Source organism: Rhizobium atlanticum (assembly GCF_030182485.1).
Taxonomy (GTDB): Bacteria; Pseudomonadota; Alphaproteobacteria; order Rhizobiales; family Rhizobiaceae; genus Rhizobium.
This window is the reverse complement of record NZ_JAQJCJ010000001.1, coordinates 410,963-430,922: the sequence shown is the minus strand read 5'-3', so window position 1 is coordinate 430,922 and position 19,960 is coordinate 410,963. Positions and strand designations below refer to the sequence as shown.

The 19,960-nt window shown below is 61.9% G+C and carries 21 protein-coding genes and 2 pseudogenes; 12 read left to right on the top strand and 11 right to left on the bottom strand.

The annotated features are described in order from the left end of the window. Nucleotides 1–50 precede the first annotated feature (50 nt). The 3 genes and pseudogenes from PH551_RS02070 to PH551_RS02060 all read left to right on the top strand — a co-directional run. Nucleotides 51–1,031, top strand: coding sequence for an SDR family oxidoreductase (locus PH551_RS02070; protein ID WP_085778645.1), 981 nt, complete (start codon nucleotides 51–53; stop codon nucleotides 1,029–1,031). Nucleotides 1,032–1,262: 231 nt separating this feature from the next. Further along, the gene (locus PH551_RS02065) at nucleotides 1,263–2,372 is read left to right on the top strand and encodes a sulfite oxidase (protein ID WP_285191651.1); all 1,110 of its coding nucleotides are present in this window, start codon (nucleotides 1,263–1,265) and stop codon (nucleotides 2,370–2,372) included. A 203-nt stretch (nucleotides 2,373–2,575) separates the two neighbouring features. Beyond that, nucleotides 2,576–3,031 (top strand): annotated as a pseudogene (locus PH551_RS02060) (EamA family transporter); the annotation flags it as partial. 115 nt (nucleotides 3,032–3,146) lie between these two features. Here PH551_RS02060 and PH551_RS02055 read toward each other — a convergent pair. Both PH551_RS02055 and PH551_RS02050 read right to left on the bottom strand, forming a co-directional pair. After that, nucleotides 3,147–3,692 (bottom strand): GNAT family N-acetyltransferase, encoded by a 546-nt coding sequence (locus PH551_RS02055; RefSeq protein ID WP_285191650.1) that lies wholly within the window; start codon nucleotides 3,690–3,692, stop codon nucleotides 3,147–3,149. A gap of 30 nt (nucleotides 3,693–3,722) precedes the next feature. Further along, entirely contained in the window at nucleotides 3,723–4,484 is a 762-nt protein-coding gene (locus tag PH551_RS02050; RefSeq protein WP_285191649.1) for a nucleotidyltransferase domain-containing protein, read from the bottom strand. Nucleotides 4,485–4,758: 274 nt separating this feature from the next. Here PH551_RS02050 and PH551_RS02045 point away from each other — a divergent pair, with 274 nt between their 5' ends. Next, on the top strand, nucleotides 4,759–5,454 hold the full coding sequence (locus PH551_RS02045; protein WP_085778646.1) for a fumarylacetoacetate hydrolase family protein: 696 nt from the start codon (nucleotides 4,759–4,761) through the stop codon (nucleotides 5,452–5,454). 10 nt (nucleotides 5,455–5,464) lie between these two features. Beyond that, the gene (locus PH551_RS02040; RefSeq protein WP_097598064.1) at nucleotides 5,465–5,995 is read left to right on the top strand and encodes a gamma carbonic anhydrase family protein; all 531 of its coding nucleotides are present in this window, start codon (nucleotides 5,465–5,467) and stop codon (nucleotides 5,993–5,995) included. A 297-nt stretch (nucleotides 5,996–6,292) separates the two neighbouring features. Here the strand turns inward: PH551_RS02040 and PH551_RS02035 are convergent. Then, nucleotides 6,293–6,995 (bottom strand): annotated as a pseudogene (locus tag PH551_RS02035) (isoprenylcysteine carboxylmethyltransferase family protein). An 81-nt stretch (nucleotides 6,996–7,076) separates the two neighbouring features. After that, nucleotides 7,077–7,478, bottom strand: a complete 402-nt coding sequence (locus PH551_RS02030) for a hypothetical protein (protein ID WP_183702442.1) — start codon at nucleotides 7,476–7,478, stop codon at nucleotides 7,077–7,079. A gap of 309 nt (nucleotides 7,479–7,787) precedes the next feature. On the opposite strand from PH551_RS02030, the gene PH551_RS02025 reads away from it, so the two are divergent. After that, the gene (locus PH551_RS02025) at nucleotides 7,788–8,162 is read left to right on the top strand and encodes a hypothetical protein (RefSeq protein ID WP_285191648.1); all 375 of its coding nucleotides are present in this window, start codon (nucleotides 7,788–7,790) and stop codon (nucleotides 8,160–8,162) included. A gap of 20 nt (nucleotides 8,163–8,182) precedes the next feature. Here the strand turns inward: PH551_RS02025 and PH551_RS02020 are convergent, their stop codons facing one another. Together PH551_RS02020 and PH551_RS02015 are read right to left on the bottom strand one after the other, a co-directional pair. Further along, nucleotides 8,183–8,581 carry an ester cyclase gene (locus PH551_RS02020; protein WP_285191647.1) on the bottom strand — a complete coding sequence of 133 codons (399 nt, stop codon included), beginning with the start codon at nucleotides 8,579–8,581 and terminating at the stop codon, nucleotides 8,183–8,185. 67 nt (nucleotides 8,582–8,648) lie between these two features. Beyond that, nucleotides 8,649–9,224, bottom strand: coding sequence for a transglutaminase-like cysteine peptidase (locus PH551_RS02015; RefSeq protein WP_285191646.1), 576 nt, complete (start codon nucleotides 9,222–9,224; stop codon nucleotides 8,649–8,651). Nucleotides 9,225–9,415: 191 nt separating this feature from the next. Between PH551_RS02015 and PH551_RS02010 the strand changes: the two genes are divergently transcribed. Beyond that, nucleotides 9,416–10,750 (top strand): hypothetical protein, encoded by a 1,335-nt coding sequence (locus PH551_RS02010; protein WP_285191645.1) that lies wholly within the window; start codon nucleotides 9,416–9,418, stop codon nucleotides 10,748–10,750. A gap of 231 nt (nucleotides 10,751–10,981) precedes the next feature. Here PH551_RS02010 and PH551_RS02005 read toward each other — a convergent pair whose 3' ends face one another. The 3 genes from PH551_RS02005 to PH551_RS01995 are packed head-to-tail and all read right to left on the bottom strand — an operon-like array spanning nucleotide 10,982 to nucleotide 13,141. Further along, complete coding sequence (locus PH551_RS02005; RefSeq protein ID WP_285191644.1) at nucleotides 10,982–11,380, bottom strand: Fur family transcriptional regulator; 399 nt, start codon at nucleotides 11,378–11,380, stop codon at nucleotides 10,982–10,984. After that, on the bottom strand, nucleotides 11,377–12,189 hold the full coding sequence (gene znuB / locus PH551_RS02000) for a zinc ABC transporter permease subunit ZnuB (RefSeq protein ID WP_285191707.1): 813 nt from the start codon (nucleotides 12,187–12,189) through the stop codon (nucleotides 11,377–11,379). Before znuB ends, PH551_RS02005 begins: the two co-directional genes overlap by 4 nt. After that, nucleotides 12,182–13,141, bottom strand: coding sequence for an ATP-binding cassette domain-containing protein (locus tag PH551_RS01995; protein ID WP_285191643.1), 960 nt, complete (start codon nucleotides 13,139–13,141; stop codon nucleotides 12,182–12,184). The genes znuB and PH551_RS01995 overlap by 8 nt, the downstream gene beginning before the upstream one ends. A 101-nt stretch (nucleotides 13,142–13,242) precedes the next feature. Between PH551_RS01995 and PH551_RS01990 the strand changes: the two genes are divergently transcribed. The 3 genes from PH551_RS01990 (at nucleotide 13,243) to PH551_RS01980 (ending at nucleotide 15,815) form a co-directional block, all read left to right on the top strand. After that, nucleotides 13,243–14,331, top strand: a complete 1,089-nt coding sequence (locus tag PH551_RS01990; RefSeq protein WP_285191642.1) for a zinc ABC transporter substrate-binding protein — start codon at nucleotides 13,243–13,245, stop codon at nucleotides 14,329–14,331. A 114-nt stretch (nucleotides 14,332–14,445) separates the two neighbouring features. Beyond that, on the top strand, nucleotides 14,446–15,651 hold the full coding sequence (gene zigA, locus PH551_RS01985; protein WP_285191641.1) for a zinc metallochaperone GTPase ZigA: 1,206 nt from the start codon (nucleotides 14,446–14,448) through the stop codon (nucleotides 15,649–15,651). Continuing rightward, on the top strand, nucleotides 15,648–15,815 hold the full coding sequence (locus PH551_RS01980) for a hypothetical protein (protein ID WP_285191640.1): 168 nt from the start codon (nucleotides 15,648–15,650) through the stop codon (nucleotides 15,813–15,815). The genes zigA and PH551_RS01980 overlap by 4 nt, the downstream gene beginning before the upstream one ends. Before the next feature lie 275 nt (nucleotides 15,816–16,090). Here PH551_RS01980 and PH551_RS01975 read toward each other — a convergent pair whose 3' ends face one another. Continuing rightward, nucleotides 16,091–16,366: an RcnB family protein gene (locus PH551_RS01975; RefSeq protein WP_285191706.1), complete on the bottom strand. Its 276-nt coding sequence runs from the start codon at nucleotides 16,364–16,366 to the stop codon at nucleotides 16,091–16,093. 362 nt (nucleotides 16,367–16,728) lie between these two features. Between PH551_RS01975 and PH551_RS01970 the strand changes: the two genes are divergently transcribed. Further along, complete coding sequence (locus tag PH551_RS01970; RefSeq protein WP_285191639.1) at nucleotides 16,729–17,112, top strand: VOC family protein; 384 nt, start codon at nucleotides 16,729–16,731, stop codon at nucleotides 17,110–17,112. Between the two features lie 93 nt (nucleotides 17,113–17,205). Continuing rightward, nucleotides 17,206–18,537 carry a hemolysin family protein gene (locus PH551_RS01965; RefSeq protein WP_285191638.1) on the top strand — a complete coding sequence of 444 codons (1,332 nt, stop codon included), beginning with the start codon at nucleotides 17,206–17,208 and terminating at the stop codon, nucleotides 18,535–18,537. On the opposite strand, the gene chrA is transcribed toward PH551_RS01965, so the two are convergent. Further along, nucleotides 18,538–19,959 carry a chromate efflux transporter gene (gene chrA / locus PH551_RS01960; protein WP_285191637.1) on the bottom strand — a complete coding sequence of 474 codons (1,422 nt, stop codon included), beginning with the start codon at nucleotides 19,957–19,959 and terminating at the stop codon, nucleotides 18,538–18,540. It abuts the gene before it with no gap. Nucleotide 19,960: the final 1 nt, after the last annotated feature.

The following is a 19,960-nucleotide window of genomic DNA, read 5'->3' as shown; positions in this document are numbered from 1 at the left end:
CGCTATGAAGAGTGACCGCATATCCCGCCCACAGACCCTGAGGTCACTCCATGGCTTTGAAAGTCCTCTTCATTGGCGGCACCGGCCAGATCTCCCATCCATGCGTCGAACGCTCCGTTGCCGAAGGCCATCATGTCAGCGTCTTCAATCGCGGCCTGAGAAGCGCCGCCTTGCCTGAGGGGGTAACCTCGATCGTCGGCGAACTTGGATCGGCCGCCTATGTCGATCTCGCCAGGGCGAATTACGACGTCGTCTGCCAGTTCATCGCCTTCACGCCGGATCAAGTGTCGCGTGACATCGGGGTCTTTTCGGGCAATTGCGGCCAATACATCTTCATCTCATCGGCCTCGGTCTACGAAAAGCCGCCGCGTCATTACGTGATCTCCGAGGAGACCCCGGCGATCAATCCTTACTGGCCCTACAGCAAGGCCAAGATCGCCTGCGAGGAACTGCTCAGGAAATCCGGCGATCTTGCATGGACGATCGTCCGCCCCAGCCACACCGTCCGCACCGGCCTGCCGATCATGATGGGCGACAGCGATATCATGGCGAGGCGCATGCTCGACGGCGACCCCATCATCGTGGCCGGGGACGGCCACACGCCCTGGACGCTCACCCGCTCAGTCGACTTCGCCGTGCCCTTCGTCGGGCTTTTCGGTAAAAAGGCCGCGCTGAATGAGATTTTCCACATCACCTCGGACAGAGCCCACATCTGGGACGATATTCAAAAGACGATCGCAAGATTGCTCGGCGTGGAGGCGAAGATCGTCCATGTGCCAACGGACACGTTGATCAAGTACAATCCGGAATGGATCGGCTCCCTCCTCGGCGACAAGGCATGGACGGCAATTTTCGACAATTCGAAGGTCAAGCGTGTGGCGGGCGACTTCACCTGTGCCGAGAGCCTCGATGAAATCCTCGCCGAACCGATCATGCACCTCAAGCAGCGGCTGGCCAAAAGCCGCCCGCCGAGAGGTGAACTCGATGCACTGATCGATAGGATTTGCGCGGAGCAAGGGGCTCTTGGTTAGTTTGGTCCTTTGCGGGGGCGCGGTGTCCGCGGCTGGTACAAAATTGCCGTGACGCGTTGACCACTAGCGGCTCTTTGCTGCCGGTCGAGGTCGGTCCGAGCAAGGCGCGGTATGTGCTAGAATGCTGCCCTTAGGCGGAATGCGACAGACGCACTGCGAGGAGCGATGTGACCGAGGGAATTCGCGCAATGGAGAGCCGACGTTGTGCTCTTGGAAGGGGAGACGAGGACGATGCCGACACCACAGCAACCCAGTCTGATAGTTCGACAGAAGTCCCCACCAAACACCGAGTTTCCGTTTGCGTCGCTCTCCGATGGGCTAATCCCAACCGAGCTGTTCTTCGTGCGAAACCATTTTCCGTCACCGGAGCTCGATGCGCGAGACTGGAGATTGCGTATTGACGGGGCGGTGGAGCGGCCGATCGAACTTGACCTCGACAGCATCAAGGCGATGCGGAGCACGACATTCACCGCAGTCGTCGAATGCGCGGGGAACGGGCGCGTCTACTATGTGCCGCCGAGGGAGGGGCTGCAGTGGCAGAACGGCGCCGTCGGCAATGCCGCGTGGACAGGTGTTCTTCTGCGCGAGATTCTGGAACTGGCCGGTATTAAGCGAACCGCACGTGAGGTTCTGCTCATTGGCGCCGACAGCGGCGTCGTCGACACGAACAAGAAAACGGCTTCTCCCGGCCCCATCGCTTTTGCGCGCAGTTTACCGCTTGAGAAGGCCATCGCTGACAGCACGATCCTTGCCTATTCGATGAACGAGGAGCCGTTGACGCGCGATCACGGCCACCCGCTACGCGCGGTCGTGGGTGGCTGGTACGGTATGGCTTGGGTCAAGTGGATCACGCATATCACGGTCGTGGAGCAACCCTTCCTTGGCTATTGGCAAGCGCGCGACTATTTCCGTTGGGAGCGCAGCCTCGGGGAACCTACGCTGGTCCCCCTTGCGGAGATGGAGGTCAAAGCGCAGATCGCGCGCCCCGTACAGGGGGCGCATCCCATCGTCGGCCAACCGTACCGGATTTTCGGAGCCGCCTGGAGCGGAGAGGCTGCTGTCCGGCAGGTTCAGGTCTGCACCGGAGATGGCAGGGGCTGGCGCGAGGCAAGGCTCCTCGAAACAGAACGCCCCTTTGCATGGCGCTTGTGGGAGTACATGTGGACCCCTGAAGACGTGGGGCGATATACACTACGATGTCGCGCGGTCGATGCGGCGGGGTGCGTGCAGCCCGATCTCCAGCGTTCCGACTGCGAGAGCTACGTGGCCAATTGGATCATTCCGGTGGAGGTTACGGTCGTCCCTGAGCCACAGGCGTACCAAGAGGAATTCGTGATCTAATCACCCGCATGAGGCGGAACGGCGGCTTACGGCGCGAAGCGGCCGAGGCTCGTCGGCGATCGGTCCCAAGCGCCCAGTGATCGGGAAATGCTGCGTTTTCATCGTAGCCGGCCCGCCGACGCTGAACGTCGTCCTCGCGCAACAGGAGAAGTGCCGCCGCCTTCATCTGTGCAGCCCCCGGGGAATTGTGGCATAAATGGGCCATGGTGATACATGTCTTGGCGGTCCATCGCGACACGGTCGAGACGGAATAGGCGGCGAGCGGTTCGCCTGCAGGCGCCTATTCCGTGGGGGTTTTCTGCTGGCTGCTGTTGGCCGGCGTCTATATCGCCGCGAAATGGGTTTCTTCGGAGATGCCGCCCTGGCCGCTTTGCTTCTGGCGGGTGCTGATCGCCTGGGCGATCCTGATGCCGATCTTGCACCGGCATTTCGGCGACATGGTGGCACTCGTGCGGGCCCGCGGCCTCGAACTGCTCGTCATCGGCGGAATGGGGCTCGCCATCTGCCAGGGGCTGATCTTTGTCGGCCTCGAATATGCCGATGCCACCACCGCCGGCATCATCATCGCCCTGATCCCGATCATCACCATGATTCTTGCACGGTTCATTCTGGCTGAGCCGATGGGACGCTGGCAGGTGATCGGATCGATCCTCGCCTTTTCCTGCTGAAGCCAACGACCAGAGTCGAGGCGACCAAGAGCTGAGCACGAGCGAAATGGCTTTCATAGTGGCCGCTTCTGGTGCCAAGCAGAGATCGTCCTGGGCCTGCGCACTGTTACCGTGGGCGTCTGGATGACCTCGCGAACATGTACATGTTGGTGGGCGCGCCGTGCAGGATCACCTCGCGCTCGAAACAGAAGCCGCATTTCTCAAGAATGCGTCTCGAAGCGGCATTGGCGGTTCGAACCAATCCGATCACCTTCTCCGCCTGCAGATCGTCGAAGGCAAAGGTCAGCGTTTCCCTGACCAATTCCGTGGCATATCCGCGCCCCCAGCTATCAGGTTGCAGATGATAGGAAAGATTGACGCCTTCGAATTCCTTGGAAACGGTTACGCCGCCAAATCCTATTAGGGCATTGTCTGACTCGACCGCCCAACGCCCGAACCCATGATCTTTCCAATGGCCGATGTCACGCGCAAGCCGTGCTGCACTTTCCTCCGGCGTATCGGGCCGGGGCACGGGTCGATGCGCGACCACTTCCGGCCGCGAAAAAAGTCGAGTGAGGAAATCGAGATCCCGATGCATGGGAATTCTGAACAGCAATCTGGCGGTACGCCTCACTCGCGGCTGAGAGGCATTCTTGAATTCGGTCGCAAACATCTTCCATCCAATCTCGAACACTCGCCAATGTTACAGATACTCTTCCGACCGCCGCGCCGCCACCGGAGCCTCCTGCTTGAAGCCATTGAAACAGCGCCCGCCGTGTAAGTCGAGCTCCCTGTCGGCCAAGGCCAGGAACCGGGTGCTGTTACCCTGCACCGCAAGCCTGAACGCCGTATCGAATTCGGCCGCCAATCGGGGCTCGAGCTTCCTGATGAGGCGCGGCGCCCACTTGCCGCGGCCGGTCCATGCGCCGCGCCCGAGCAGGATGAGGTCGGCTAGCTTCTGGTAGAGAAGTGCTGAGATAGCGGCGATCTCTTCGGGCGGGCGGGCGCCGCGCAGATCGTCGGCGAGATCCGTGACCTGATAGCGCAGCATATCGTAGCTTGGGCCGTCGAGAGGTTTCGGCCCTGCCGCCAGCACTTTCGCCGCCTTTGCCTGGATAGCGCGGGCGCGCTCGATATTCGGCCCTACGATGCTGCCCGTCGCAACCATATTGACCATGATCGGACAGCGGCTCTCCGCATCTGCATGGAGATAATGCGCCAGCGTCTGCGGATCGTGGACAAAGGCCTCGACCGGAAAACCGTCTTCGGTGAACGATTCCCGCCAGGCTGTCTGGAGCGACGGAAACACCACGACGAGATCGATGTCCGAAAACGTGGTCCCCTCACCGCGCATGATGGAGCCGGTGACATATGCAAAGGCAGCCCCTGCATAGCGGCTGGCGAGACAACAGCCGGCAGCGGCAAGCGCCCGCTCGGCAAGATTCTGTTTCTGAAGTTCGTCCACGATCTCGTCCTCGAATGCGGAAGACGAGCGGCAACAAAAAACCCGCTCGTTTCCGGCGGGTTGGTGTCTTCTGCAATGAACGGATCAGTTCACGCGTCTGCCACCCACCGCCAAACGGTGGTCGGAGACGTCGTGGAGACTGCGAAAATCCGGCTCATGGCAGAAACGATATCGCCCTGCGGCTGCAGCGTCAATCTGCCGGGAACGCTTCCCCGCCGTGCGGTTTTCCGTCTAAGATGAGCTAAAGACTCGATAAGCACTGGAAAGGCCCGCCATGCCCCATCCTGCCACCGTCATCCCGCGTCCCGCACCGGTTCTGCTGCCGGTTGAAGGCAGCGACGAGCGCTTTCCGGTGCGCCGCGTCTATTGCGTCGGGCGCAATTATGCCGACCATGCGATCGAGATGGGTCACGATCCCTCTCGCGAGCCGCCCTTCTTCTTCCAAAAGAACCCCGACAACCTGCTGCCGGCTGGCAATGCTTTCCCTTACCCGCCGCTTTCGAACGACGTGCATTACGAGGTCGAATGTGTGCTGGCGCTGAAATTGGGCGGGGCGAACATTCAGGCCGCCGATGCGCTCGGCTGCATCTATGGCTATGCCGTCGGCATTGATTTCACCCGCCGCGACCTGCAGGGCGAGGCCAAGAAGCTCGGCCGTCCCTGGGAGCTTGCCAAGGCCTTCGAGCAATCCGCCCCGGTCTCCGCAATCGTCCCGGCAAGCCGCCTCGGCCATCCCACTGAAGGCCGGATCTGGCTGGAGCAGAACGGCCGACGTGTCCAGGACGGCAACCTCAACCAGATGATCTGGAAGGTGCCGGAAATCATCGCCGAACTCTCGAAGCTCTTCGTGCTGGCGCCCGGCGACGTGATCATGACCGGCACGCCGGCCGGCGTCGGCGCGGTTGCGAGGGGCGACCGCATCACCTGCGGCATCGACGGTGTTGCGACGCTCTCGGTCGACATTATCTAAGGAGAGACCGATGCCCGTCTATGCGCTTGGCGGATTGACCCCCAAACTGCCGCCCGCCGGCCTCCACTGGATCGCGCCGGATGCGCATGTGATCGGCGATATCGAACTCGGCGAAAATGTCGGCATCTGGTTCGGCTCGGTGCTGCGCGGCGACAATGAGAGGATCACCATCGGCGCCGGCACCAACATCCAGGAAGGCGTCATGGCCCATACCGACATGGGCTTTCCGCTGACAACGGGAAAAGGCTGTACCATCGGCCACCACGCCATTCTCCATGGCTGCACGCTCGGCGACAACGTGCTGATCGGCATGGGAGCGACCATTCTCAACGGCGCAAAGATCGGCAACAACTGCCTCGTCGGCGCCAATGCGCTGGTGACAGAGGGCAAGGAATTCCCTGACAACTCGTTAATCGTCGGCGCACCCGCCCGTGTGGTGCGGGTGCTTGACGAAGCGGCTGTCGAGGGTATTCGCCGCTCGGCGGAAAATTATGTGGCGAATTGGCAGCGGTTTGCGCGGGATCTCAGGGTGATTGGGTGATTGAGAGGACGCCTCTTCCAGGAAAATATGCCTCATTTGCCTTTCGCTTACGATCAAGACGTGCGCCGCTTCCGCTCCTCACCCCCTCATCTGCCCTGACGGGCATCTTCTCCCGCCGCAGCGAAGAGGGAGCGAGCCGCCGACCATCATTTCCTAGCGGAATGGCTCCAGGCGCTGCCACGAGTCCCTTCTCCCCAACGGGGAGAAGATGCCGGCAGGCAGATGAGGGGGGTGAGCGACGACAGGAGCGAGTGCACGGAGCGCATGTGAAGGACAAATAATCGGATATTGCAGCCCTCACCAAACACCCGGGATCCAGCGCCAGCGCACCCGATCCATATACTCCGCATATCCTTCAAGTCCCTTGCGCAACTCCGCCCCCTCTCCGAGCGTCCGGCCAAAGAGCACCACGACGAGCAGCCCCACGGGAATCAACGCATAGAGCGACGCGAGTGACAGCGCCGCTCCGGCGGCGAGCAAAATGGCGGTTGCATAGCCGGGGTGGCGGATCACGGCGTAGGGCCCGCTGTCGATCACCTTGTGGTCGCGATCGGTTTGGATGCGCACCGTCGGCTCGAAATGCCGGTTGACCGATTGCGCCCAGGTGAGGCCGAGATAGCCCGCGCTCATCAGGAGATAGCCGAGGACAACGACCCACCAGGGTTGCGGCGACCAGTGGAAACGGCCGTCGTCGAACGCGCCGACCGGAAGAATGGCAGCAAAGAGAATGATCGGCAGCGTCGCGACCACGGCGTCCCAGCGCTTGGTTCCCTTCTGATATCGGCTACGCGCCGCAAACAATTCCGGATTCGTCCGCCAGATCCAGACGAGCGCGATTGCAGTCAGCGCCAGGAAAAGGCCGAGAAAGATCCAGCCGCGTGGCCAGGCGAACGTGCCGGCGGGCCAGAACAGTGCGAGAATCATCACTGCGACGGTTATCGCGAGCGAGCGATGGCGCCGCCGCAAACGAGCGACGCGGCTGGCTGTGGTCCTGCGTCATGAGGGTTTTCCGTTCCACCGGGGCGAGCGCCTTCTGATGTCGGCAGCGGCCGCAAAAGCCTGACAGTCGTTGCGGCAGTACCTATTCGGCCGCTTCCAGAAACTGGTTCTCTCCCGACGAAGCGGCAAGCGCCCGAACTTTGGCTTCCGTCTTGGCGATCAGCTGATAAAATTCGTCCTGTGCTTCGACATCCAGCTGAATGACGGCATTGACGTCATCGGGGGTATCGCAAACACAGGCGACCGCCGAAATGGGGCAGATACCGCCGGGATAACGCTTACCGCTCCCGGTATAGGCACGACGACCCCAGCGCTCGGAATAAACCGTTTCCTCCCGATCGAGATGGAGGATCGTGCCTTTACAGGCGGTCACGATGGCCGCCTTGCCGTAAGCGAACCAATGATAATTCAGCTTCCGGAGAATATATTTGCCAGTGATGTCTTCGCCAGCCAGTTCGGCAGGGTCTTCTATCATTCGGATCATGAGAGCGTCCTCAACATGTGAGCAATATCCGTCATCTCTACTTGCCTCGCAAGTCGAAAAGCGCAGCTTTTGTAGTAGCTTAGTCACAAAGTGTTTCTGATTCTTACATCTTGCACGCACCAGGCAGCTTGCCGGCCATGCAATCCATCGTCGAATTTCCCGCCTTTGCACCTGATTCCGCCTTTTCCGGGAGTAGCCATGCCGTCTTGCGTTTTCCCGCTGAGGCCCAATATTGAATCCCGGATCGGCCAATCAGCGGTCGGATGACGGCTCAACTGGTCCGCCGGTTCACACCAGCAGGAGTGCCCCATGGTCGAAGCCGTCAACCGCATCTCCTCCACCGCCGAGTCCGAGCCCACCAAGGTCGGCATCAGCACCTCGATCGGCTCGGAACCCGACAATGCCTGGGTTGCCGCCCGCCAGTCGCGTATCACCGCCGACCAGCAGGCATCGAAGGGAGTTGCGGACACGAATGGTGCGGGCAATCTTGTTCCGCATGCGGATCTGCTCGTCGACCAAGACGAACATCCAGGAAAGCGGCATGGGCACGCCCTATCCGGCGAAGGGGAAGAAAGCGGCGAAGACGCGACGGAACAGCGGCTATTGTCGGGTGAAAGCGATCGGATCGGCACCGGCAATTTCGACGCGGACACGCCCTTCGGCGAGCGCGTCGCCATCATCTGACGAAGTCCCGCTCCGCTGGGTCAAAGCGCGTCCCCAAGTTGGGCCTCGATCGTCGGCTTGTCGATGACCGACCAAACCTCAATGATCTTCCCACCGCGAAACTCGTAGATCACGTTCTCGGCGAAGGAAACGCGCCTCCCGTTCACATCAAGCCCGAGAAACTTTCCTTTCGGCGAACAGTCGAAGCCCAGCCGGCAAGCAACGTAGGGCGGATCGCTAAGAAGCATCCGCACGCTGAAAGAAAGATCGGGAATCTCATCGAAATCCCGCTCCAGCATGGCGATGTAGCCCGCAAGTCCAAGCCGCCGGCCGTTATGAACCGCACTGTCATCGACAAACTGGCCGAGATTGAGCCAGTCCTGCCGGTTCAGGCAGGCGATGTAGCCGCGATAGAGATCGGCAAGTTCGGTTTTGGTCACGGGCCTGCTCCTGGCTCGGCTGAGCTTTCGGCAAAGATAGCGCGCGCGCCGCCTTGCGGCTTGCAGATCACGAGAACTCGCCGGCGCGCGGACCGGCAAGCGTCACGCGCCAACCGGTGCGCGACTGGAAATCCTGGGTGGCCAGAAACGTATAACCCGTCGTGCGCCAAGGCTTAACGGCGCTGGTGAGATTGTCGAGCACATAATCGCCCTGAGCCGTGCGGGCAATCAGAACGACATGGTTTTGATCGTGTGGTCCAATCACCACGGAAAGTGCCAGCCTGTTCGATGGAAAACCGGCGTCGACGAGGTCCTTCATTTTCTGAAGGGCGTAGTCCTCACAGTCGCCACGGCCGGCCACCGGCAGAGACCAAACATCCCCGTTTCCGGAGGGAGAGCGATCTTCTGCCGAAACGATACGCCGATTTACGGCACGATTGATCTTTTGAAGAAGCCCAATCCCAGCCTGCTCGTCGAACTGTTGTGACGCCATCCTGCCGCAAAGCCACCTGTACTTGGCACAGGCGGAAGCGAATCCCACCGGCGCGCCGATGCTTCGCGTCACAGGCAGCGACGATCCGGCAACTGCATGAAAATGCGATAAAATCACCAAAAAAAAGGCAAGAGAAAGGAGACGCTTCATAGCCGATTCCCTCAGTTCGTCTTCAGAGAATAGCACAGCCAGTATAAAAATTTATTAAAATTTTATACTTGTGAATTTAACCGTATTATATGAAAGGAACAGGTTAATCCTGGTTTGTTCTTCATTTTAATTCCTTGTTAGTATAAATATTCTCCCAATTAACGGTTAGTTAACCTTGGGAGACCAGTGAAATGATCAGCAGAGCAGCGAAGTTCAGCCTTGCTGTGGCGTCCCTTCTGGCAAGCAGCAGCTTGGCGACGGCAGCCCCCACAGTTGTTAATTGCAAGGCCGCAGTCCGCGGCAGCCTCGAATACAGGCTGTGCATGCCCACCCGCGCAATAAAGGCTGATAACAAGTTCGGTCCGAATGATAAGGATCGCAGCAGCCGTGACGTCGGTGGCAAGAAGACATCCAACACCAACTCGCACGTCAGCAATGGCAACGGTGGTGATGACGGTGACAGCAAAGACGTCGGCCAAAGTGGCGGCAGCGGCGACCAAGGCGGTAGCGGTGATCAGGGCGGCAGTGGTGACCATGGTGGCAGCGGTGATCAGGGCGGCAGCGGCGATCAGGGCGGCAGCGGCGACCAGGGCAGCAGCGGCGACCAGGGCGGCAGCGGCCACGAGGGCGGCAGCGGCGACCTGGGCGGCAGCGGCGACCAGGGCGGCAGTGGCGACCAGGGCGGCAGTGGCGACCAGGGCGGCAGTGGCGACCAGGGCGGCAGTGGCGACCAGGGCGGCAGTGGCGACCAGGGCGGCAGCGGTGACCAGGGCGATAAGGGCGGCAAGGGCGGCAAGGGCGACAAGGGCGGCAAGGGCGACAAGGGCGACAAGGGCGACAAGGGCGGCAAGGGCGACAAGGGCGGCAAGGGCGACAAGGGCGGCAAGGGCGGCAAGGGCGACAAGGGCGGCAAGGGCGGCAAGGACCACGATCATCACGGCCGCGACAAAGGCGGAAAGGATCACGACCACGCCAAGGATGAACCCGGTAAGGGTGGAAAAGACCATCACAGCGGCAGCAAGGACGGGGAAGATCACGGCCATGGCAAGGCCGGCAACGGCGGTTCCGACAAAGGCGGCAACGACGGCGCGGGCAGCGGAGGCAACGGTGATGCCGGCAAGGGCGGCAATGACGGCGCGGGCAGCGGCGGCAATAGCGATGCCGGCAAGAGCGGCAACGACGGCACGGGCAGCGGCGGCAACGGCGGTGCCGGCAAGGGCGGCAACGACGGCGCGGGCAGCGGAGGCAATGACGGTGCCGGCAATAGCGGCAACGACAGCGCAGGCAGCGCAGGCAGCGGCGGCAATGACGGTGCTGGCAAAGGCGGTCAGGACGGCGCGGACAGCGGAGGCAACAACGGTGCCGGCAGCGGCAGCAACGGCGATGCTGGCAAGGGCGGCAACGATAGCGCTGGCAAGGGTGGCAACGACGGCGCTGGCAAGGGTGGCAATGAGAGCCCGGGCAGCGACGGGGCTGGAAAGGGCGTTAATGGCGGGCCCGGCAAGGGCGGTTCGGGAAAAAACTAATCGGAACGGTTGATGCGGTTGGCCGGGGTTGCCCGACAGCCGGCAGAGTGAGCGACCCTATTTCCTGATGCTCGCGCTCGTCGCGGGCATCTCCGTATCGGGGACACGCAGCAGATCCTCGAAAGCCAGGGCGAGATGACTCGGACTGAAAAAAGTTGTCAACAAACGGAGTGCCGGTTTGCCGGCCTTCCTTCATGGCCGCACCGTTTGTAAACGGAACGGTTACTCACCTCATGCCGCGCAGGCCTCGCAGAAGCCGCGAATCTCGATCGTGGTCTTCTCCGGCTTGAACTTCTGCCCCCGCACCCAGCCCATCAGCCGGTGGTCGACTTCGTGGTCGTGGAATTCGATCACCTGGCCGCAGCTTTCGCAGATGGCGAAAGCGACGATACCGTGGCTATGGCAATTGTCGCCGGGATGGGCGCAGGCGACGAAGGAATTGATGCTTTCGAGCCGGTGCACGACGCCGTATTCGAGCAGCTTTTCCAGCGCCCGGTAGACCTGTAGCGGCGCGCGAAAACCATGGTCGCGCAACTTGTCGAGGATGGTATAGGCGCTGAGCGGCCCCTCGGCCTTCTCGAGCACTTCGAAAACCAGCGCCTGGTTCTTGGTGAGTTGCGGTGTTGTCATGAGCCTTGTCCTTGCGCGAGCGCGCGGCGCCTGACGGGAAGCAGGCTGAGAATGAAGAGGATCAGCGCCGCGACCACGATTGAGGGGCCGGACGGCGTGTCGTAGGTCAGTGAGCCGCACAGCCCGCCGACGACGGCGGCCGCCCCGATCAGCGCGGCGAGCACTGCCATGATCTCCGGCGTGACCGAGAAGCGGCGCGCTGCAGCCGCCGGAATGATCAGCAGTGAGGTGATCAGCATGATGCCGACGATCTTCATGGCTATTGCGATGACGACGGCCATCAGCAGCATGAAGAAGAGCCGCGCCCGCTCGGGCCGCAGCCCCTCGGCCTCGGCAAGCTCGGCATTGACGGTGGCCGCGAGCAGCGGCCGCCAGAGCCAGGCGATCGCCGCCAGCACGAAGAGCCCGCCACCCCAGATCAGCGCGATGTCCGATGTGGACACGGCAAGGATATCGCCGAACAGAAAGGCGATGAGATCGATCCGGACCCAGCTCATGAAGGCGACCATGACGAGGCCGATCGCCAGCGTGGCATGAGAGAGGATGCCGAGCAGCGCATCGGCCGAGAGCGCCTGGCGCTTCTGCAGGAAGAGCAGCAACACCGATACGAGCGCGGCGACGGCGAAGACGGCCAGCGTCAGGTTGAGTTCGAACAACAGCGACAGCGCGACGCCGAGAAGCGCCGAATGGGCGATCGTATCGCCGAAATAGGCCATGCGACGCCAGATGATGAAGCAGCCGAGCGGCCCCGTCGTCAGCGCCAACCCGACGCCGGCAAGGATGGCGCGCACGAAGAAATCGTCAAGCATGGCGGCCCTCCCCGCTGCGGGAATGGGCGTGTTCATGCGCGTGATCGTGCCCATGATGATCTTCGTGAGCGTGGTCATGCCCGTGCTCATGGGAGCCATGTGCGTGCTCATGCCCGTGGTCATGCGCGTGTTCATGGCCCCCATGAGCATGATGCCCATCCTCGGGATAGCAATGATCCGTCACAGTGCCGTCGGCATGACGCACTCGGCCGTCCGGCAGGTGGGTATGATCGTGGTGATGGCTGTAGACCGCAAGCGTCTGGGCTGCCCGGCTGCCGAACAGGCGCACATATTCCGGGCTGCGGCTGACGGTCTCGGGCGTTCCGCGGCAGCAGACATGGCCGTTGAGGCAGATCACCGTATCGGTCTCGGCCATCACGACGTGGAGATCGTGGGAAATCAGCAGGATGCCGCAGCCGCTCGCGTTGCGGATCGATTTGATGAGGTCGTAAAGCGCTATCTCACCGGAGAAATCCACTCCCTGCACCGGCTCGTCGAGCACCAGCAGGTCGGGCTTGCGGGCAATCGCCCGGGCCATCAGCGCCCGCTGGAACTCGCCGCCGGAGAGATGCTGAACCTCGGCGCCTATCATATGGGCGACGCCGGCGGCTTCGAGCGCTGCCTGGATGTCGCGCTCCGGCAGTGGCCCGGTCAGCGTCATCAGCCGGCGCACCGTCAGCGGCAGCGTCCAGTCGATCGAAAGCTTCTGCGGAACATAGCCGACCTTGAGGCCCGGGCGTCGCTCCACCCTGCCCTCATCCGGCTTCAGAACACCGATGGCGGCCTTGGCGCTCGTCGACTTGCCCGAGCCGTTCGGCCCGATCAGCGTGACGATCTCGCCGCGCGAAACGGAAAATTCGACGCCGCGCACCAGCCAGCGGCCGCCGCGCAGAACGCCGACATTTTCGAGCGAAACCAGCCGTTCGCCCTTGGTATTTGCGGGAGAGAGCATCAAATTTTCCGACAGCGCTGTTGCATCCTGCTATTGCACACGTTATAGCATAACGCAATTGATGTAATAACATAACATTTGCAATTCAAGCGGAGCATGTGATGAAACGCGCCCTGGGGCCTGCCCTGGACAGCCTGGCCCTCAGAATACCGGCTGCCCTCGCCATCCCGGCCCTTGCGATACCCGCCCTGCTCTTTGCCGGCACGATGCGGGCCGCCGATGCTCCCGTCGTCGTCACCTCGATCAAGCCGATTCATTCGCTCGTTGCGGCGATCATGGAGGGCGTGGGTGAGCCGGAGCTGATCGTCGATGGCGCCTCCTCCCCGCACACCTACAGCATGAAGCCTTCTAACGCGCGCTCGCTACAGGAGGCCAAGGTCATCTTCTGGGTCGGCCCGAACCTGGAGGCTTTCCTCGAAAAGCCGCTCGAGGCGCTGGGCTCGAACGCCAGTGTCGTCGAACTCGACAATGCGCCTGGTTTGACCAAGCTGCCCTTCCGCGAAGGCGGCGCCTTCGAGGCGCATGACGACGGGAACCATGAAAGCGTTCCCGAGCATGCGGATGCCGCCGGAAATGACCATGGTCACGACCATGCGGCTGAGCTCGGACATGACAATGGCCAAGCGCATCATGATGATCATGAAGAGCATGAGCACGGGCACGGGCACGGCGCCTTCGATACGCATCTCTGGCTCGATCCGATGAATGCGAAGGCGATGGCCACTGTCATCACCACCACGCTGGTCGCCGCTGATCCCGCCAATGCGCTGACCTATCAGGCCAATGCCAAGGCGCTTGATGACAAGCTGACGGCACTGGACACGGAGATCGCCGCCACCGTCGCCCCCGTCAAGGACAAGCCCTTCGTCGTCTTCCACGACGCCTACCAGTATTTCGAGCACCGTTACGGCATCCGCGTCGCCGGCTCGATCACAGTCAGCCCGGAAACCATTCCCGGCGCCGAGCGCGTGTCGGAAATCCACCGTAAGGTCGGCGAACTCGGCGCAACCTGCGTCTTTGCCGAACCGCAATTCGAGCCACGCCTGGTCAAGGTCGTCATCGAGGGCACGAGCGCCAAATCGGGTGTGCTCGACCCGGAAGCAGCGACGCTCAAGGCCGGCCCCGATCTCTACTTCACCCTCATGCGCGGCATCGCCGAAAGCATGAAGGCTTGCCTCTCCAGCGCATGACTCTTATGCGACGCTCTGGAGAATGCTGAGGCGGAAAGAGGCGGATGACCCCGTTCCGCCTTTTTTCGTCGCCATCTGTGTAATGATATAACATTTAACGTAAGTGAGGTTCCCATGGACAACAGACTTCCGGTCACGGTGCTCTCCGGCTTTCTCGGAGCCGGCAAGACGACGCTGCTCAACCATGTGCTCACCAATCGTGAGGGCCTGCGCGTCGCCGTCATCGTCAACGATATGAGCGAGGTGAACATCGACGCTGCGCTCGTGCGCGATGGCGGCGCCAATCTCTCGCGCACCGAGGAACAGCTGGTCGAGATGACCAATGGCTGCATCTGCTGCACGCGGCGGGACGACCTGTTGAAGGAGGTGCGCGCTCTCGCTGATCAGGGCCGCTTCGATTACCTGCTGATCGAATCCACGGGCATCGCCGAGCCCCTGCCCGTTGCCACTACCTTCGAATTCCGCGACGAGAATGGTCAGAGCCTTTCCGATGTCGCAAGGCTTGATACGATGGTGACGGTCGTCGATGCCGCCAATCTGCTGGCCGACTATGCCTCGGCCGATTTCCTCGCCGACCGCGGCGAAACTGCAGGCGACGGCGACAACAGAACCATCGTCGACCTGCTGGTCGAACAGATCGAATTCGCCGATGTCGTGGTGTTGAACAAGATCGGCACGGCAAGCGACGAGCAGCGCGACGCCGCACGCAAGATCATCATCGGTCTCAATCCGGATGCGAAGCTGATCGAGGTGGATTTCGGCAAGGTTGCTCTGAAGGAGGTGCTCGGCACCGGCCGTTTCGATATCGATAAGGCCGAGACCCATCCGCTCTGGTACAAGGAGTTGCACGGCTTCAGGGATCACGTGCCGGAGACCGAGGAATACGGCATCCGCTCCTTCGTTTATCGCGAGAAGCGGCCCTTCCATCCGGCAAAATTGCAGGCCTTTCTCGACAGGACATGGCCGGGCGTGGTGCGCGCCAAGGGCTTCTTCTGGCTGGCGACGCGGCCACACCATGTCGGCGAGGTCAGCCAAGCGGGCGCGATCGTCCGCACCTCCAAGATGGGCCTGTGGTGGGCTTCCGTGCCGCGCGAACAATGGCCCGAGGAACCCGGTTTCATCAGCGCCATCGGCCCCTATCTTGACCCCGTCTGGGGCGACCGCCGCCAGGAAATCGTCTTCATCGGCGCCGACCCGATGGACGAGGCGTGGATCAGGAGCGAACTCGACGCCTGTCTGGTGCAAAGCGATACCTTCACACCTGAACGCTGGCGCAACCTGCCCGACCCCTTCGCCAGCTGGAACCGGCGGGCGGCATGAAGGCGACAGCGATCAAACGCTATCGCTGCGTCTGCGAGGAATGCGATCCATCGCCGCCGATCGAGGGGTTGCACCCGTTGCCGCATGAGGTGGATGTGAAGGTTGATGCCGGAAGACCGAAGGGACTGCTTGGCATCGTCGCCGCTGTGCACCGGAAGATTTAGGGCAGGCGTCACCTCACCCATCCTCATCCCTGTGCTCGTCACAGGGATCCAGCGCGCCCAAGTCCTTGGGCGCAGGAAACGCCTATTCAGAGACGCATTGAGTCATTCACCACACATAAGCGCGGTGGCTGGATACCTGTGACGGGCACAGGAATGAGGGAGGGGCGGTGGGAGCGACGGTGCTTATCGAGGCGCGAAGGCTCGGGCCAGTCGGATTCTCTATACCCTCACCCATCTCGAAAAAGGCGGCCTCCGCCGCCCTCATCCATTCCCAATCAGCGTGCGACGATAATGCTGGAGATCACCCTGCTGGTAACGCCGATCAGCAGGAAATCTTTGTCGGCGCGGACCCAGCGATAGCCGCGGGGCGGAGTCGCCAAGCGGTAGCGGCGGTAGTCGTTAACGTCGCGAAACTGGCGACGTTTGCGGGCATTGACGCGATATCCCTTGTTCCAATGCGGCCGCACGAAGGTCTCTTTGACGATCACCTTCTTCTGGACGACGACAGGCGGGCGGCGAAAATCATCCGCGCTGGCTTGGGAGGCGATGATCGGCGAGAGAAGGAAGGAAGCGGAAAGAAGAGTTTTTCATGTGGGGTTCCTCATGTCGGGCGCAGGAGCAAATTAGGCCCGAAAAGATGAACCGAAACTGAAACTCAAATTAAGTTATGGTATGGAATCAGACGCCTGGGTAGTTAGTCTCTTATCTTAGTTCAATCTTATACGTTCCAGCGAACAGCCCTTTTCCCGACACGACGCAATCCACGCATTAGCCCCGAAGATCGGATTCGATTTTCTGCGGAATTGGGCGCAGATTCAAATGACGGAGCGTTGCTCCGCGCCTTTGCTCGAGCGCGGGCGCCGTTGAACCCGCCGCATGGGATCGCTCGACTTAAGAGATGATGGAGGAAATCATGCCTGGCATCAGCATGCGTTATATCGTTGACGACGTCGACGCCGCCTTGGAATTCTACACGCGGCATCTCGGCTTCTCGGTCGCGCTTCACCCGGCCCCAGGCTTCGCCATTCTGACGAGGGACGGTTTTCGTCTGCTCGTCAGCGGCACGACCGGGCCGGGCGGCGCCTCCCAGGCAATGCCCGACGGACGAAAACCGGAGCCCGGCGGATGGAACCGCATCCAGATCGAAGTCGCCGACCTCGAAGCCGAAGTCACCAAGCTGCGCCAGGCGGGCGCGCATTTTCGCAACGACATAGTCCAGGGCATCGGCGGCAAGCAGATCCTGCTGGAAGACCCGGCCGGAAACCCTGTCGAGCTCTTCGAAGCGCCGAAGCGATAAGCGCCGCGGCATCGCAAGAATGGCGGCCGCGCCTTGCCAGCTCTGTGCGAGCGTGTAGTTTCGGACTCGCATCAATTCAGGGGTAAGCAAAATATGTCCGAATCCGCGGGCGGGCTCTTCGACTTTGTCGGGATACTAGCCGTGTTCTTTCTCGTCGCTGCCAATGGCTTCTTCGTCGCCGCCGAATTCGCACTGGTTTCGATGAGGCGCAGCCGTGTTGCCGAGCTCGTCGCGGCCGGTCGCATGAATGCCTCCGCTCTCCAGCGCGCCATCGACAATCTCGACGCCAATCTCGCCGCCACCCAGCTCGGCATCACCATCTCGTCGCTGGCTCTGGGCTGGGTCGGCGAGCCGGCACTCGCCCACCTGATCGAACCGCTGCTCTCCTGGCTGCCTGAGCCATGGGTAACGACCGGCGCCCATACCGTCGCCATCGTCATCGCTTTCGTCATCATCACAGCGCTGCACATCGTGCTCGGCGAGCTCGCGCCCAAAAGCCTGGCGCTGCAGCGCAGCGAGGCCACCTCGCTTGCGGTCGTGCGTCCCCTCGGCCTCTTCCTGCTATTGTTCAAGCCGGCGATCTTCACCTTGAACGGCATGGGCAACCTCGTGCTGCGGGCGGTCGGCCTCCGCGCCGGGACCGGAGAATCCTCGTTCCACTCGCCGCAGGAGTTGAAGTTGCTGGTCGCCGAGAGCCAGGAGGCAGGTCTTCTGAACCAGGTGCAGCAGCAACTCGTCGAGCGGGTATTCAACATCGGCGACCGGCCGATCTCCGACATTATGACACCGCGTCTCGACATCGAATGGTTCGATGCCGACGACAGCGAGACGGAGATTCTGAAGACGATCCGAGAGTGCAGCCATGAGCAGTTGCTGGTCGCCCGCGGCTCGATCGACGAACCGATCGGCATGGTATTGAAGAAGGATCTTCTCGATCAGGTCCTCGACGGCGGCAAGGTCAGGCCGCTGGAGGTGATCAAGCAGCCCCTGGTGTTGCATGAGGGTACCAAGGTCGTACGCGTCATCGACAGCTTCAAGGCGTCGCCCGTACGCCTCGCCATCGTCGTCGACGAATATGGCAGTCTCGAGGGTATCGTCACCCAGACCGACCTGCTCGAGGCCATCGCCGGCGATCTGCCGGGCGCCGACGAGGAGCCAGACATCGTCGTGCGGGAAGACGGTTCGCTACTGATCGACGCAATGATGCCGGCCTTCGATGCCTTCGAACGGCTCGGCCTCAAGGATCGCCCCGACGCCGATTTCCATACGCTGGCGGGCTTCGCGCTGCATCAGCTTCAACATATCCCGGAAGCCGGCGAAACCTTCCTCTTCGAAGACTGGCGCTTCGAGGTGCTCGACATGGACGGCATGCGCATCGACAAGATGCTCGCGACCCGCATTCCCGCCGAGGGAGCAGAGGCCTGATCAATTCATCGCCAGTGTCCAGACCATGCCGGCGATCGCACAGCCGAAGAGCGTCGTGATAACCGAGGTCTTGAAGCGGAAGAGTGCGATGGCGGCGGCGGCGGAAAGCGCGATTGCCGCCGGTACGGCAGATTGCAGCTCGGGAATATCGAGCCGCAGGTTGCCGAAACTGACCTGCGCGACTTCGGCAAACAGCGTATGCAGCCCGAACCAGATGGCGAGGTTGAGAATGACTCCGACCACCGCTGCCGTGATCGCCGACATTGCCCCGGCAAGCGCCACATTGCCGCGCAGCTTTTCGATGAAGGGCGCGCCGAGGAATATCCAGAGGAAACAGGGCACGAAGGTCACCCATGTCGTCAGGATCGCGGCAAGGGTGGCGGCAAGCATCGGATCGAGCGAGCCGGGATTGCGAAAGGCGGCCATGAAGCCGACGAACTGGAGCACCATGATCAGCGGCCCCGGCGTGGTCTCGGCCATTCCGAGACCGTCCAGCATCTCGCCGGGTTTCAGCCAGCCGAAATGCTGCACGGCCTGCTGCGCGACATAGGCGAGCGCGGCATAGGCGCCGCCGAAGGTGACGACCGCCATCTTGCTGAAGAACAGGCCGATCTGGCTGAAGACGTCACCTTGTCCGAAGAACGCGTAAAGGGCGGCGACCGGCACCAGCCAGAGGGCGAGCAGTATAGCCGATATGCGCAGCGACCAGGCGAGGTTGGCGCGCGCATGCGCGGGAATACCCTCGCCCAGCGCCGATTCGGCATCCGACAGCACCGCGCCGCTTGCGGCCTTATGGCCGCCGCCCGGACTAAAGGCAGCAAGCCCGAACTGGCCGCCGAGGAAACCCCCGATGCCGGCGGCCAGCACGATCAGCGGGAACGGCACGTGGAAGAAGAAGATGGCGACGAAGGCCACGGCCGCGATGGCAAGCATGAGGCGGTTCCTCAACGCGCGGCTGCCGATGCGGATGACTGCCTGCACGACGACGGCAAGGACGGCCGCCTTCAGGCCGAAGAACAGGCCGGCGACGATGCCGATGCTGCCGTAAGCCGCGTAGATATAGCTGAGGCCAAGGATCGAAAGGAAGCCCGGCAGCACGAAGAGCACGCCGGCGACGAGACCGCCCAATGTGCGGTGCATCAGCCAGCCGATATAGACGGCGAGCTGCTGGGCCTCCGGCCCAGGAAGCAGCATGCAATAATTCAGAGCATGCAGGAAGCGGTGCTCGCCGATCCATCGCTTTTCGTCGACGATGATCCGGTGCATGACGGCGATCTGGCCGGCCGGGCCGCCGAAGCTCAAGGCGGCGACGCGCAGCCACACCCGGAAGGCCTCCCCGAACGAAACGCCGTGGTGATGCCCCTCGCCCGCGTCTTTCTTGCCCGCCTGTCCAGCCGGCGCATTCTCCGTCATATCGACCATC

Bases quoted from the DNA above. Each gene is read 5' to 3' on its own strand.
- PH551_RS02070 (WP_085778645.1), top strand. From the start codon at position 51: ATGGCTTTGAAAGTCCTCTTCATTGGCGGCACCGGCCAGATCTCCCAT.
- PH551_RS02065 (WP_285191651.1), top strand. From the start codon at position 1,263: ATGCCGACACCACAGCAACCCAGTCTGATAGTTCGACAGAAGTCCCCA.
- PH551_RS02055 (WP_285191650.1), bottom strand. From the start codon at position 3,692: ATGTTTGCGACCGAATTCAAGAATGCCTCTCAGCCGCGAGTGAGGCGT.
- PH551_RS02045 (WP_085778646.1), top strand. From the start codon at position 4,759: ATGCCCCATCCTGCCACCGTCATCCCGCGTCCCGCACCGGTTCTGCTG.
- PH551_RS02040 (WP_097598064.1), top strand. From the start codon at position 5,465: ATGCCCGTCTATGCGCTTGGCGGATTGACCCCCAAACTGCCGCCCGCC.
- PH551_RS02030 (WP_183702442.1), bottom strand. From the start codon at position 7,478: ATGATCCGAATGATAGAAGACCCTGCCGAACTGGCTGGCGAAGACATC.
- PH551_RS02025 (WP_285191648.1), top strand. From the start codon at position 7,788: ATGGTCGAAGCCGTCAACCGCATCTCCTCCACCGCCGAGTCCGAGCCC.
- PH551_RS02015 (WP_285191646.1), bottom strand. From the start codon at position 9,224: ATGAAGCGTCTCCTTTCTCTTGCCTTTTTTTTGGTGATTTTATCGCAT.
- PH551_RS02010 (WP_285191645.1), top strand. From the start codon at position 9,416: ATGATCAGCAGAGCAGCGAAGTTCAGCCTTGCTGTGGCGTCCCTTCTG.
- PH551_RS02005 (WP_285191644.1), bottom strand. From the start codon at position 11,380: ATGACAACACCGCAACTCACCAAGAACCAGGCGCTGGTTTTCGAAGTG.
- znuB (WP_285191707.1), bottom strand. From the start codon at position 12,189: ATGCTTGACGATTTCTTCGTGCGCGCCATCCTTGCCGGCGTCGGGTTG.
- PH551_RS01995 (WP_285191643.1), bottom strand. From the start codon at position 13,141: ATGCTCTCTCCCGCAAATACCAAGGGCGAACGGCTGGTTTCGCTCGAA.
- PH551_RS01990 (WP_285191642.1), top strand. From the start codon at position 13,243: ATGAAACGCGCCCTGGGGCCTGCCCTGGACAGCCTGGCCCTCAGAATA.
- zigA (WP_285191641.1), top strand. From the start codon at position 14,446: ATGGACAACAGACTTCCGGTCACGGTGCTCTCCGGCTTTCTCGGAGCC.
- PH551_RS01980 (WP_285191640.1), top strand. From the start codon at position 15,648: ATGAAGGCGACAGCGATCAAACGCTATCGCTGCGTCTGCGAGGAATGC.
- PH551_RS01970 (WP_285191639.1), top strand. From the start codon at position 16,729: ATGCCTGGCATCAGCATGCGTTATATCGTTGACGACGTCGACGCCGCC.
- PH551_RS01965 (WP_285191638.1), top strand. From the start codon at position 17,206: ATGTCCGAATCCGCGGGCGGGCTCTTCGACTTTGTCGGGATACTAGCC.
- chrA (WP_285191637.1), bottom strand. From the start codon at position 19,959: ATGGTCGATATGACGGAGAATGCGCCGGCTGGACAGGCGGGCAAGAAA.